Here is a 12,455-nt window from a genome sequence, read left to right on the forward strand (position 1 = left end):
GGGTTAATTGTCGTTTCCGCAAAAATCGTCGGTACACCCTCCTTTTTTATATCCTTTGATAATGCACCTACCCGCGCAGGAGTCGGCGCTTCTTCTGTACTAATACCCCCTAGCGCCCCTTCAATGGGAATTCCATAAGCTTTGGAATAGTAACCGAAAGCATCATGGGTGGTAACTAATTTGCGTTGCTTGGGTGGAATTGTCGCTACTTCTGATTTAATCCAGGTATCTATCTGACTGATTTCATTTGTAAGTTTTTGCGTATTGCTAGTATAAGTCGCAGCATTATTCGGGGCTATTTTGCCTAACTCTTGAGAAATCGTCTGGGCGATCGCTATGCCATTCTGGGCATTGTGCCATACATGGGGGTCGGTAACAGTTTTACCATCATCCTCAAACTGCTGAGGTTTGGGGACTGCAACTTCATCTACAGCCACCTTGGGAGCCGGATTTGAAGTAGCTTTAATTAACTTGATTAAGCCTGGTTCAAAATCGTAGCCACCGTAAAGAATTAATTTAGCCTGCTCAATTGCTTTGCTATCCTCTGGTTTTGGTTGATACACATGGGGATCTGAGCCTGGATCAATTAAGCACTTGAGATCAACGGTATCACCTGCAATTTCTTTAGTTAAGCCACAAGCAACGGTATTGGTGGCGACTACTAACGGTTTACTACTGGCTTCTGGCGCTGGTGAAGTCCCCGTTTGAATAGCAGACGCATTATCAGGAGGCGTGGGAGTCGATTGGCTGGTTTGGGATGTTGGACTACATCCAAATACCCCACACGTTAAGGCAAGAGCCGCTAAGGATTTCAATCGCAGTTTGTAAGATATCATAAATCTGATGACTTCAATTATATTGATTATCATTATCATATAAATGGTAGATTTATGTTAGAAGTTAAAAATTTAGCTGTAAATTACCGGGGAGTCACGGCGGTTGAGGATGTGAGTTTCCGTTCCTTACCGGGACAAATTGTGGGTGTGATTGGCCCCAATGGTGCTGGTAAAAGCACGATGGTGAAGGCGATTTTGGGCTTAGTACCAACCACGAGTGGAGTTGTGAAGTTTCGATCTCGCGCTTTGAAACAGCAATTAAATTCTGTTGCGTATGTACCACAGCGATCGCAAATTGACTGGGATTATCCCATAACAGTTTGGAATGTCGTGCTGATGGCGCGGACTGTGCATACAGGATGGTTTCGCGCACCTTCACGATCATCTCAAGAAATAGTCAAAGATGCTTTGGCGAGGGTGGGGATGTTAGAGTTGCGATCGCGTCAGATTGGAGAATTATCAGGCGGACAACAGCAGCGAGTATTTTTAGCAAGAGCTTTAGCACAACAAGCCGAATTATTATTCTTTGATGAGCCATTTGTCGGAGTTGATAAAAAGACAGAAGCCATGATGTTTGAGGTATTTGAAGAACTAAAATCACAAGGCAAGATTTTGCTGGTAATTACTCATGATTTAGGAACAGCTTTGACAAAATGTGACCAGCTATTATTGTTGAATAAACAAATGATTGCTAATGGTTCGCTTAAAGAAGTGATGACAGCAGATAATATTCAACGTGCTTATGGAGATAGTATATTTATATTTAATAGGGAAGTAGTTTAATGTTGAATTGGCTAATTGAACCCTTAAGTTTTGAGTTCATGCGGGGAGCTATTACCACAGCAATTCTGTTGGGTATTCTTTGCGCTGTTGTCGGTACTTATCTGATTGTTCAACGTATGGGATTATTAGGAGATGTCATTGCTCATGCAGTTTTACCAGGACTAGCTATAGCCTTTTTCTTAGGTATTGATATTTTCTTAGGTGCATTTATATCTGGAACTCTCAGCACTTTTGTCATTACTTGGATTCAATCTCAATCCCGCATCAAAGTTGATGCAGCGATGGCGTTAGTTTTTTCGGGATTTTTAGCATTGGGTATCATGTTGATTACCCTATTGAAAAGCAAATTAGACCTACATCAGTTTTTATTTGGTGACATCTTAGGTGTAACTACAGATGATGTGAAGCGGACTGTAATTATCACAGTTATTGTCTTGATTTTAGTTAAGCTATTTTACAAAGAATTGCTATTTTATACTTTTGACCCACTTGGCGCTCAAGCGAGCGGTTTACCAATTAATTTAATTCATTTTGGTTTAACTGGTGCTATTACCCTGACGATTATTGCGAGTATGCAAACTGTGGGTGTAGTATTAGTTGTTTCCCTGCTGATTGGCCCAGGAATTACAGCTTATTTATTAGTGAAAGAGTTACACCAAATGATGCAATTAGGTGCAGCTATTGGTGTGATTAGCAGTGTAACTGGGATGTATATTAGTTACTATTTAAATGTGCCATCAGGTGCGGCTATAGTTTTAGTTGTTTCCGTACTATTTTTATTAGCATTGTTTTTGAGTCCTACTCAGGGAATTTTGACCAGACCAGAAATGGCTCATCAAAGAGCTAGGCTTTTTAGCCAGTTCAAATCTCAAAATCCGAAATGATTTCAACTGGCTCATTCAATCTCAATTACTTACGTTGGGTTTCGTGCCTCAACCCAACCTACGAATCGAGACATTTTTCGATTTGGCGAAGGTATTGTGGAGGTCATAGCATTTATATAGAAATAATCTAACAAATAATTTAATTTATTGCAATATATTCTCAATAATTCTGGCTGATAGCGATATCTACGACGGGCTACTCGGCGTCGCCATAAGCATGTTAATCCTTCGTACTCACGCAAAATGCAGAGATTTACAGAGTGCGTTAAACGCTAGATTTCGATTTTGTACCTTTGTGCTGGCTTTGAAATCCCTTACTATTGGCATAATACACAGTCTTGAATTCCACTTGATTCGTACCAGGATTATAGAGAGTATAGGTAGCTTGACCTGGTGTCCGTCCCACATTCCCCACCCCAATTACTTGACGTGGGCTAATGGTAAAAGTTTGAGGAGATACTTGATTATCGAGAGTGGTAAGTCCAGTAGTAATAGAACCATTTTGCAGCTGATACTGAAAAGTTAAACCAGAACGACCGCAGAATAAGTTATTTGCTTGCATCCGCGACAGTCTATCAAGCATTTGGATTGGGGGAGTTTCTGGAGTCAGTTCGTCATCCACACTTACCGTTGAGCCGTGGATTAATAAACAATCTAATTCAAAAAAACCAAAGTCGAGGTTTCTCAACCATTGTACCGTCTGACGGGAAACACACTCCCATAACAACTTTACTGTCTCTCCTCCATATTTTGCGATCAATTCAGGAGCATCCCCAGTTGGCCCCAGACCATGCAGAATAAAACATTGTTCTTCCCACCATCCCTTACAAATCAGGGGTTCTAATTCTCCATGACGTGGGTTAAGCACTCGTTCCACCAACTTCTCTGCTTCTGGTCTTGGCCCTACTAAATCGCCTAAAATATACAAAGCTTCTACCTTATCACCCTGACGCTTAATGTCAGCTATTACAGCTTCATAAGCTGCCAAGTTAGCTTCAATTCCACTCAAAATTGCCCATTTATTCATATTTTTTCAACGCAAAGGAACGCAGAGGAAAGCGCAGAGGAACGCAAAGGAAGAGGAGGAGGGGAGAGAGATTACCTTGTGCAAATATGAGTTGGGTCATCTGCCCGTTCTGCATACTCCAACCCATGTGCTAAACGCCAAGCAAAAATTGCAGGTAAACCTTTTTCAATAATCGCCGCACAGGTTTTTTGGTAGTAGTAAGGTACTTCGCGTAGTTTTACTTCTTGAGTATCTGTGTCGTAAATTACATAGGTAGCATTCGGTCGTCCATGTCGGGGTTCTCCCACTGAACCTACATTCACAATCCGTTTGAGAGGAGATGTAAAAGTGATTTCCTGTGCTTTTTCTCCTCTGCCAACACTAACTTGTAACTGACCAGCATCCAGAGTCCGGGCGTAAGGTACATGAGTATGACCACAAAATAGTACATCTGAATTTGTGGAAATTACTCGCTCTAGTGCTACAAAAGCGTCGAGTTGAGGTAGTAAATATTCATGGTTGCTATGAGGACTACCGTGAACAAAAGCTAAATTTCCCTCTTTGAGACTGTGGGGTAACTTAGCTAAGAATTCGCGGTTTTCTGGGTTAATTTCCTTATTAGCCCACTCATGAGCCTGTATTCCTCTTTTTTCTGCCAATAACGAGGGATAACTGCAATCGCAAGCGTTCAAACCTTCCACAATATCTTCATCCCAACAGCCGACGCAGGTGGGAATATCTAAAGAACGAATTTGGGCAACGACTGCATTGGGATGCGGCCCATATCCTACCAAATCGCCAACACAAAAGATTTTTTCGCATGAGTGCTGGTCAATATCTAGTAATACAGCGTCTAAAGCTTCGTAATTGCCATGAATACATGAAATGACGGCTATTTTCACACTTTTTCCCCCTCTAATAAAATCTCTTTTACTTGTTGTTGGTATTGCAAAATCGCAGCGTCAGATAAACAACAATCTGATAATGTTTGCCTTAAAGCTGCTTCATCCAAGTTTTGTCCCACCACTTCTAGTCCACTGAAACGCTGGGGTCTACCTTCCAAGTAGCGTGGTAGGTCTAATTCCAGAAAATCTGTTTGGGGAACGCCAGCGACAAAATCACAGTAAAGCGACCTACCATCGTTCACGTCAAAAATGCCTTTAGCACGGGTGACGATACCGTAAGCAGCGTGGGTGATTTCGTACCAAAATTCCTCTAAACTGTTTTCGTCAATGACTTGACCGTTGCTTGCCGCCCGCCATAAAGTTTCAACAGTGTTGGTTTGGGTTGGTGCGCCGCGTACAATCTCCTTTGCCCAAGCATGGTATTCGGAGTCTTTGAGGTCAGATGGTAAAACTGCAATGGCACGGTAAGTTAGATTATCTAATAATTGTGCTACAGATCCCAACTCCAAGTAAAACCCCCATTCGATGTAAACCGCATCTGCTTTAGGTATTTGGTTGATAAATTCAACTTCCTGACCGTCACTAAAAACTTGTATGCCAGGAAATTCAGCAGCTATGCGGTTTTGGTCAACGGGAACAGTCCCAGTACCAGGGCTGTAATAAATTATTTGCTCAACATCAGCGATATCTCGCATCTGTTGGCAAACCCAAGTAGTTTTTCCAGCCCCAGATGAACCAGCAACGACAATAATGTTTGGTACAGACATAAATATAATGATAATCATTTTTATATAATTTGGAATATAGTAGCAAGAAAATTGCTAAACAGTCATTTTATCTGTTTGATTGAGGTAGATTAATGAATTAGTTAATAGTCCATGAGTCATGAATAACTATTAACTAAACTAGGCGATTGCTTAACATTACTTAACTATACCAAACATTCATTAAGTTGTGAATAAATTTTGCTAATATCCAACTTTCTACCAATAAAAACTGCTTGATTTTTAGGTGGGGTCTGCCATTCATCAGCATGTAAGCTATAGCGAAGTCCACTCATTTGAAAAACATGACGTAAATCACTATCACTAAACCACAAAATGCCCTTAGCTCGAAATACATCCTGCGGCATTTCTTCAGTGAGAAAGTTCTCAAATTTGTGGACATCAAATGGTCTATCAGTTTGGAAGGAAATCGAAACAAATCCATCATTATCTAAATGATGTGAGTGATGTTCGTGATGATGATGTTCATGGTCATGGTGATGATGTTCATGCTCGTGAGTATCTTCCGCATTATTGGCAGTATACTCATCTATTGGAGTTAAACCCACATCTAAAATTAATGGTAACGCCACCTCTCCATATTTGGTGTGCAGAATTTTCGCACCAATTTTCATATCATGGATGCAGTTTTCTACGTCTTCTAGTTTTTCTCGGGTAACTAGGTCTGTTTTATTTAGGAGAATAATGTCTCCATAGGTAATCTGTTTTAAAGCAGCTTCACTATGGAAGTGTTCTTCATTAAACGCCTCAGCATCTACTACTGTGAGAATAGAATCGAGGTTTGTAAAATCCCTTAATTCTGTACCAAAAAAAGTTAATATAATTGGTAGTGGATCAGCAACACCAGTCGTTTCAATAACTAGATAATCAATGCGGTCTTCTCTTTCTAAAACTCGATAAACTGCATCAACTAAACTGTCATTGATAGTACAACAAATACAGCCATTGGTTAGTTCGACCATATCTTGGTCTACAGAAATTAGCAACTGGCTGTCTATGTTAATATCACCAAACTCATTCACGAGTACGGCAACTTTTAAATCTTCTTTGTTTTTGAGAATTTGATTTAGCAGTGTTGTTTTACCACTACCTAAAAATCCGGTGATAATAGTAACAGGCATTCCTTGTTTAGGAATATCAAGACTTGGGTTTGAAGTTAGTGCTGTTAGTTGAGTCATAATCAATTAAATCTTCCGTGAAGTTCAAAAATTTAGTAGTCATTAGTAATTGCTAGCAGCTAGTTTTCAAAAATTATCCTAACCACTTTTAATCTCATCATCTCCATCGGGTGGAGGTGGAATTCGCGCCAGAATACCTTTTTGTAAAACTTCTGGTCTTTCATGTCGTGCCACAATGCCATTATTGCTGGCATAATATTGTTCAGAAAATTGCAGTATGGCTGCTTCACTTTCTAATGGTGGTAAATCACCAAACATTAGGCTAGTTTTGTTGAGTGCAGTAAAAGCTATAGCACAGGGTCTTTTACAAGCACTTAAGCAGTCTACTTCTTGAATCACAAACTCAGATTGCAAAGACCATTTTTCAGATAAACTTAACAATTGTTTCAACAAATGCCAGCCGCCCCGTTCACCCATATAGTCGCGTTGAGTGGGAGAAAAGTTACAGGATTTGCAAACCAATAAAGCGTGTTTAGCCATAGGGAACACATCAATTATGTCGAACTAGATTATTAATAAATTTTTGCTTTTGTCTCTCTGGCTTTTAAAGTACTGTTTTGGAGGTTATAGCCTCTTGTAAGCGATGCAGAAGTTTATCTACATTTAGTACACCCAAATCTCCAGATTGTCTAGTTCTGACACTCAAGTTTTGATTTTGTGCCTCTTTTTTACCTACAACAGCAACAACTGGAATCTTTTCTAACTCTGCTATGCGAATTTGCTTGCCTAAACGCTCACCACTACTATCTATTTCTACTCTAATCCCAGCTTTTTTAAATGAGATTGCTACTGATTCTGCATATTCTCGAAATTCATCACTCACAGGTAGTAATCGCAGTTGCACTGGTGCTAACCATAGGGGAAAATCACCAGAATAATTTTCAATTAAAATCCCAAAAAAGCGTTCCAATGAGCCAAAAATAGCTCGATGAATCATAATTGGTCGCTGGCGACTACCATCAGCAGCAATATATTCCATATCAAAACGTTCTGGTAAATTAAAATCTACCTGAATAGTCGAACATTGCCAGAGACGACCTATCGCATCTTGGATTTTGATGTCAATTTTAGGCCCATAAAAAGCACCACCGCCTTCATCAACAACATAATTCCAGCCTTTAGTATCCAAAGCTTGTCTTAATGCTGAAGTTGCTAACTCCCATACTTCATCATTCCCCACTGATTTTTCAGGACGGGTCGAAAGATTCACTTCATAATTTTTAAAGCCGAAATCTGATAAAATCTGCTCTGTGAGATTTAAAACTCCTAAAATTTCATCAGCAATTTGGTGAGGTAAACAGAAGATATGAGCATCATCTTGGGTAAATCCCCTAACTCTCATCAAACCATGTAATGTTCCAGAACGTTCGTAGCGATAAACAGTACCTAATTCTGCCCATCTCAAGGGTAGTTCTCGATAAGAATGTAGTTGATGCTTGTATGTTAATACGTGAAATGGGCAATTCATCGGCTTGATTTGATAAGCCTGATTTTCTACATCCATCGAATCAAACATACTCTCTTGATAGAAGTCAAAATGACCCGATGTTTTCCATAAATCGAGGTTTGCTATGTGTGGTGTGTAGAGTAATTGATAACCAGATTCTAGATGAGCTTTGCGCCAATAATCTTCAATGATGTAGCGAATAATCGCGCCTTTAGGATGCCAAAAAACTAATCCACCACCAGCATCTTCTTGAATGCTGAATAAGTTGAGTTCTTGACCTAACTTTCTATGGTCGCGGCGTAAAGCTTCTTCTCTTTGTTTAAGGTAAGCTTGTAGTTGTTCCTTTGTTTCCCAAGCTATACCATAAATGCGTTGCAGTTGGGCTTTGGTTTCATCTCCTTGCCAATATGCACCAGCAATATTTAACAATTTAAAGGCATCAGGCTCAATTTCACCAGTAAAGTTAATGTGTGGCCCTGCACATAAGTCCCACCAATAGTTATTTGCTGGTTGAATGTCTGTGATGAACAATGAAGATTCTGGTTTACCAGTATCGGGACTACCAATAAAGTAGCGGGTGATTGTCTCCCATGTGGGAATGCGTTCTAATATTTCTAACTTTAATGGTTCGTTTAATTGGGCAATTTCAGCGCGAATTTCGTCTCGTTGTACTTCTTCGCGGATAATAGGTAAGTTTGCTTTGATTATTCGCCGCATCTGTTGCTCAATTTTGTCTAAGTCATCGGGAGTGATGCTAACTGGACAATCGAAGTCGTAGTAAAACCCGTTTTCGGTGACTGGGCCAGTTGCTACTTTAGTCCCTGGAAATAGCTTTTGCACTGCCATTGCCATTATATGGGCGCAGGTGTGACGAATCCGCACCAGTTTTTCACTGTCGTGCTGGCTTAAGTTTTCCTGAGACTGGGTTAGGGAACTGACCATATTTCAAAAGAATGAGAATCGTTATCATAGTAGCGCAAAAAAAGTTTGATGGTGCAACCTGGATGGAGAAAAGATAGAAGTGTGTAACTTTGGGTACGTTATTGGATGGTTGCAATGGAAAATAGTTGGGCGATGGAATTCACGTTCCTTAAGAAACGGCGTTGCTGATTCAGGAAAATTCTTACACTCCCCGTTCTTTGTGTAAGTTTGTGTAGGGTAGTGTTTTTGGTCAACCTGCTTGTACTCTGTTGAACGTGTGGGAAAGAGCTACACTCGGTTTGACAATCGCTCTTACGATTTTCTCACAAGCCATTCTTGCACCCGATAAATTCCGTGCTGTTGGCCCTACTTGTAAAGCGGCTAAACCACCCATGATAAATAATTCACAACCAGGCCAACGCAGACAAGTATCTAAAACTGGTAAACCTTTCACTATCTTGATGGGGTATGCGACGAGAATGTCTTTTAATAAAGGTTCAGTGGTGACATCGAATTTAGTGCCAGTCGAAAGCCAAATATAATCGCACTCATGCTGACTACCATCACTACATTCCACGCGCCAATTTTCACCTAACCATTCGGCTTTTACTACTTGACATTTTTCGTCAATTCTGATTTTACCACGACGCACTTGTTGCCGTAGTTGGGTAGCGATCGCCGGTGTCATGGAACCACCATTTCTAGCTTGCTGAATCATCATTACCCGTTGCTCCCAATCAGGTTGAGCAAAAAAATCTTTCAGATACTTTGGCCCTAACCAACCCGGTTCAGCGTCAAATAACTTTTCTGTTAACTGCCGCCGAATCATCAAATGCACCTTCGCACCGCGAGAAATAGCACCTAATGCCAAATGTCCACTCGTCAAACCGCCGCCCACAATCAACACTCTTTTACCCATCAACTGCAATTTTCGTAAATCAATAGTTTGTGAGTGGCAAAGTCTATCTTGTGGGTAGGCTGTCTGAATCTGGTTTACCCAATCAGGTATTTGAATTTGAGCGCTACCAGTTGCCAACACTACCCGCCGTGCAATGACTTCTTGTCCATCTTGCAAGCAGAGGCGGAAACGGGGACGCAAATGATTAGGTAAGGGTTCAATACTCTTGACTGCTAAAGGGATAACTTGCTCTTGCAATTGCCAAACTCGAATCACATCCTGGCAAAAATCCTCAAATAGTTGTGTTCCCGGTAAATCATAAGGAGGAAATAACTCATGAGGACGAGATTGGGCAAATTTCCGTAAAGCGAAGGGGTTTGGGTCTGGATGATGAACTGCGGGAGAACGCAAATGCGGAATTTCCAAAGCCGCAAATTGCTGTTTCCAGCGACTCATCCACCTGCCACTGGGGTCAAATACCGAGAATTTACCCCTGATAGACTGCCGTTTTTGCAGCAGATGGGTAGTCAAGGTCAGAGCATGAGGCCCTGCACCAACAATAGCCAAGTCAATTGTTTCAGGAACAGTGGTTGTAAATTGCATTGCTTACGAGACAATCTGGCTTTTATGATAATAGTTATCATTCTATATGGAGAAGATCAGTCCAGCAAGGTAATTCTGAAAATAGGGCATGGGAAGAGGCAGAGGGGTAGGGTACAGAGGAGAGGAATTTTCCCCTGCTTCTTCCCCATTCGCCGGTTACATCAACATCAGAGCTACTTCTTTGGCAAAGTATGTCAAAATTAAGTCAGCCCCAGCCCGTTTCATACTGGTTAATGATTCCAAAATTACCTGTTTTTCATCAATCCAACCCATCTGGGCTGCGGCTTTAATCATGGCGTACTCGCCACTGACGTTGTATGCTGCAACTGGTAAATTTGTAGCTTCTTTTACCCGACATATTATATCTAAGTAAGCTAAAGCAGGTTTGACCATGACAATATCTGCACCTTCGGCAATATCCAGTTCAATCTCTTTTAAAGCTTCTTTGGCATTAGCTGCATCCATTTGATAAGTCTTTTTGTCGCCAAATTTTGGGGCAGAATCCAACGCATCACGAAAGGGGCCATAATAGGCAAAGGCGTATTTTGCAGAGTATGCCAGAATCCCTACATTTATATAACCTTCTGCATCTAAAGCTTTGCGAATTGCGCCGATTCTACCATCCATCATGTCAGAGGGTGCAACAAAATCTGCGCCAGATGCGGCTTGAGACAGTGCCATTTTCACTAACACTTCTACGGTAGGATCATTCAAGATAGTGCCATTTTCATCTACTAAACCATCGTGACCATGAGTGGTGAAGGGGTCAAGGGCAACATCGGTAATGACTACAATATTGGGAACTGCTTGTTTAATGGCTTTGACGGTTTGCTGTACTAACCCGTCTGGATTGTAACTTTGGGTGCCTGTGTCATCTTTTTTATTTTCGGGGATAACGGGGAAAAGTGCGTAGTTTACCGCCGTAGGCATCGCATTAATTCCTAACTCAGACACTTCTGCTATTTCTTTGAGCAACAAATCTAGAGAATATCGATAACACCCTGGCATGGAGGTGATTTCTACGAGTTGCGCTTCGCCTTCGGTGACAAACATGGGATAAATCAGGTCATCCACACCCAGAGTCGTTTCTCGCACCATCCGCCGTAGTGTTGCAGTGCGACGTAGACGACGGGGACGTTGGAACGGGTTCGATGGCTTGTCGGTAGTTGAATTTACAGGTGACATAGAATTTAATTAAAATGATAATCATTATTGTAAGGCTGTAGTAGACTTACCCGGTATTTAAGATTTGCAGGGCTTTTGTGAGGATGAGGTTTTTTGAGAATTTTACTCGCAATACTGACAAAATCTCCTTGACTGGGGCTTTATCTGCTTCTAGCTTCTCTATTCTGTTTAATAGTCGTTTTGGAATATACTTGCACTTTTTAACTAGGCGATCGCCATCCTGACAAAACTCATAGTGATACCAAGCTTGGGGATAATCTTTGCCGTGAAGGGTGATGGTTTTCCACTGAATGGAGCCACTACCTAATCCTTTGTGTCGTCTAGTTTTACTAGGGCTGTTTTTACTGGGGGGTATCTCTGACTGTTTGACATCGTTACTAGGGCTGTTTTCCATATCCCCCAGTAATGTGTTTTTACTAGGGCTAGGTACAACACCCAGTAATCCCAAAATTTCTATAATTGGGCGCTTCTTGAACTCTGCTTCTTGAATATCCCCAAGTATTTGCTTGGGAATGTACTTGGTCTTCTTTCTGCCTTTTTCTTGCCAATGATAATAAGCCTGGGGGTAGTCCTTTCCACCCCTAGTAATGGTGCGCCAATAAATAGTGCCGTTACCCTCACCCCAATTTCTGCGCTTTTTACTAGGGTTGTCAATACTTGGAGTTATCTCTATTTCTGAAGAGTTTTTACTAGGGTTATCAATACTTAGGGGTATTTCTATTTCTGAAAAGTTTTTACTAGGGCTATTATCAATACCCCCCAGTAAAAATTCCAATACAGGAGGCGGATGGAATCGAGGTGGAGTTTGAGGACTCAGATATTCCCGGAGCGCAAATTCTGGATAATTCCATAGGACTTGTCAAAAAATACCGTTGCTGTGCCTGTTTCACCGTGCCGTTAGCCATGATTAGCTCTAATATTCCTTGCTCTGTAGTGTCTGGGTTGTAGTACTCATCCCGGTAAGCAAGAATAATATTGTCTGCCACCATTTCTAAAATTCCCGATTGGCTAAGGTCGCTCATCA

12 protein-coding genes and 1 pseudogene are annotated in these 12,455 nt (G+C 41.1%); 2 read left to right on the forward strand and 11 right to left on the reverse strand.

All coding sequences use genetic code 11. From position 1 onward, the window contains the following. The coding region (locus LC586_RS37190) for a metal ABC transporter solute-binding protein, Zn/Mn family (RefSeq protein ID WP_229490673.1) at window positions 1-836 on the reverse strand (836 nt) is incomplete at its 3' end. A gap of 54 nt (window positions 837-890) precedes the next feature. Between LC586_RS37190 and LC586_RS37195 the strand changes: the two genes are divergently transcribed. Together LC586_RS37195 and LC586_RS37200 are read left to right on the forward strand one after the other, a co-directional pair. Next, entirely contained in the window at window positions 891-1,619 is a 729-nt protein-coding gene (locus LC586_RS37195) for a metal ABC transporter ATP-binding protein (protein WP_229490674.1), read from the forward strand. Then, complete coding sequence (locus LC586_RS37200) at window positions 1,619-2,503, forward strand: metal ABC transporter permease (protein WP_229490676.1); 885 nt, start codon at window positions 1,619-1,621, stop codon at window positions 2,501-2,503. The genes LC586_RS37195 and LC586_RS37200 overlap by 1 nt, the downstream gene beginning before the upstream one ends. A gap of 265 nt (window positions 2,504-2,768) precedes the next feature. On the opposite strand, the gene LC586_RS37205 is transcribed toward LC586_RS37200, so the two are convergent. From LC586_RS37205 to LC586_RS37250, 10 genes and pseudogenes are all read right to left on the reverse strand, one after another. Continuing rightward, window positions 2,769-3,530, reverse strand: a complete 762-nt coding sequence (locus tag LC586_RS37205) for a metallophosphatase (protein WP_229490678.1) — start codon at window positions 3,528-3,530, stop codon at window positions 2,769-2,771. A gap of 71 nt (window positions 3,531-3,601) precedes the next feature. Further along, the gene (locus tag LC586_RS37210; RefSeq protein ID WP_229490680.1) at window positions 3,602-4,411 is read right to left on the reverse strand and encodes a metallophosphoesterase family protein; all 810 of its coding nucleotides are present in this window, start codon (window positions 4,409-4,411) and stop codon (window positions 3,602-3,604) included. After that, window positions 4,408-5,181 carry a CobW C-terminal domain-containing protein gene (locus LC586_RS37215; protein ID WP_229490694.1) on the reverse strand — a complete coding sequence of 258 codons (774 nt, stop codon included), beginning with the start codon at window positions 5,179-5,181 and terminating at the stop codon, window positions 4,408-4,410. The genes LC586_RS37210 and LC586_RS37215 overlap by 4 nt, the downstream gene beginning before the upstream one ends. 164 nt (window positions 5,182-5,345) lie before the next feature. Next, the gene (locus tag LC586_RS37220) at window positions 5,346-6,377 is read right to left on the reverse strand and encodes a CobW family GTP-binding protein (protein WP_229490682.1); all 1,032 of its coding nucleotides are present in this window, start codon (window positions 6,375-6,377) and stop codon (window positions 5,346-5,348) included. A gap of 78 nt (window positions 6,378-6,455) precedes the next feature. Next, a complete protein-coding gene (locus LC586_RS37225; RefSeq protein ID WP_229490684.1) occupies window positions 6,456-6,857 on the reverse strand; it encodes a DUF1636 family protein in 402 nt (133 codons plus the stop codon). 64 nt (window positions 6,858-6,921) lie between these two features. Continuing rightward, window positions 6,922-8,766, reverse strand: a complete 1,845-nt coding sequence (thrS, locus tag LC586_RS37230; protein ID WP_229490686.1) for a threonine--tRNA ligase — start codon at window positions 8,764-8,766, stop codon at window positions 6,922-6,924. A gap of 229 nt (window positions 8,767-8,995) precedes the next feature. After that, the gene (locus tag LC586_RS37235) at window positions 8,996-10,246 is read right to left on the reverse strand and encodes an FAD/NAD(P)-binding protein (protein WP_229490688.1); all 1,251 of its coding nucleotides are present in this window, start codon (window positions 10,244-10,246) and stop codon (window positions 8,996-8,998) included. A gap of 156 nt (window positions 10,247-10,402) precedes the next feature. Further along, window positions 10,403-11,431: a porphobilinogen synthase gene (gene hemB / locus LC586_RS37240; protein ID WP_229490690.1), complete on the reverse strand. Its 1,029-nt coding sequence runs from the start codon at window positions 11,429-11,431 to the stop codon at window positions 10,403-10,405. A gap of 46 nt (window positions 11,432-11,477) precedes the next feature. Then, entirely contained in the window at window positions 11,478-12,206 is a 729-nt protein-coding gene (locus tag LC586_RS37245; RefSeq protein ID WP_229490692.1) for a hypothetical protein, read from the reverse strand. 38 nt (window positions 12,207-12,244) lie between these two features. Then, window positions 12,245-12,455, reverse strand: a pseudogene (locus LC586_RS37250) (DnaB-like helicase C-terminal domain-containing protein); the annotation flags it as partial.

The sequence above is a fragment of the Nostoc favosum CHAB5714 genome, assembly GCF_020829495.1.
Taxonomy (GTDB): domain Bacteria; phylum Cyanobacteriota; class Cyanobacteriia; order Cyanobacteriales; family Nostocaceae; genus Nostoc; species Nostoc favosum.

Excerpts from the sequence above, each read along its gene's own strand:
- LC586_RS37195 (WP_229490674.1), top strand. The coding sequence starts at position 891 with ATGTTAGAAGTTAAAAATTTAGCTGTAAATTACCGGGGAGTCACGGCG.
- LC586_RS37200 (WP_229490676.1), top strand. The coding sequence starts at position 1,619 with ATGTTGAATTGGCTAATTGAACCCTTAAGTTTTGAGTTCATGCGGGGA.
- LC586_RS37205 (WP_229490678.1), bottom strand. The coding sequence starts at position 3,530 with ATGAATAAATGGGCAATTTTGAGTGGAATTGAAGCTAACTTGGCAGCT.
- LC586_RS37215 (WP_229490694.1), bottom strand. The coding sequence starts at position 5,181 with ATGTCTGTACCAAACATTATTGTCGTTGCTGGTTCATCTGGGGCTGGA.
- LC586_RS37220 (WP_229490682.1), bottom strand. The coding sequence starts at position 6,377 with ATGACTCAACTAACAGCACTAACTTCAAACCCAAGTCTTGATATTCCT.
- LC586_RS37225 (WP_229490684.1), bottom strand. The coding sequence starts at position 6,857 with ATGGCTAAACACGCTTTATTGGTTTGCAAATCCTGTAACTTTTCTCCC.
- thrS (WP_229490686.1), bottom strand. The coding sequence starts at position 8,766 with ATGGTCAGTTCCCTAACCCAGTCTCAGGAAAACTTAAGCCAGCACGAC.
- LC586_RS37235 (WP_229490688.1), bottom strand. The coding sequence starts at position 10,246 with ATGCAATTTACAACCACTGTTCCTGAAACAATTGACTTGGCTATTGTT.
- hemB (WP_229490690.1), bottom strand. The coding sequence starts at position 11,431 with ATGTCACCTGTAAATTCAACTACCGACAAGCCATCGAACCCGTTCCAA.